At 43.8% G+C, this 674-nt stretch carries 1 protein-coding gene and 1 pseudogene; both read left to right on the forward strand.

Translation table 11 applies throughout. The features are described 5' to 3' along the window. A partial coding sequence (locus tag R7Z50_RS27845; protein WP_318149799.1) for a TolC family protein occupies window positions 1–283 on the forward strand: 283 nt, incomplete at its 5' end. Window positions 284–285: 2 nt separating this feature from the next. Then, a pseudogene (locus R7Z50_RS27850) lies at window positions 286–674 on the forward strand (OmpA family protein); the annotation flags it as partial.

Consider the following 674-nt stretch of genomic DNA (forward strand, 5'->3'; position numbering starts at 1 on the left):
TGCATTAGATTTAACTCTGCAACAAAAAGAGTTTTTAGCTGACCACGTAGACTCAGCTTCTGAAACGGTCATTGCTTACGAAAAGCAATATCGCATTGGTAAGCGTACTCTACTTGACCTTTTAAACACTGAAAACGAACTGTTCGAAGCAAGAAAGAACTATTTAGACGCTAAATACGCGGAACAATACGCGAAGTACCGAGTGATGAATGCTACGGGTCAACTGTTGAATGCCTTGCGTGTTGATGTACCAACAGAATGGAACCAGAAGGTGGAGTACTAATCATGAAACCGATGAAACTGCTATTGGCATTAAGTGTTATCGCCGTTACGCAACAAGCAATCGCTGAAGATGAGTACGATTACCGTGCATTCCCTACCGCAGAACAAATTGCTGACTTACAAGACGAAGATAACGACGGTGTGATTAACGCTCGCGACCTATGTCCGGGGACGCCAGCTGGCTCTGAAGTTGACAATGATGGCTGTGGCGAATACATCAAAGCATCTGAGAAAATGCAGGTTCGTGTGCTATTTGCCAACGATTCTGATGAGATCAATCCGGTATTTCGTCGTCAAATTCGTGAGTTGTCTGACTTCTTGAAGGATTACCCAACGACCTCGATTGAACTACAAGGTTACGCGAGTAAAACAGGTGGTTCAAAACACAATCA

The organism is Vibrio sp. 1249-1 (assembly GCF_033340495.1).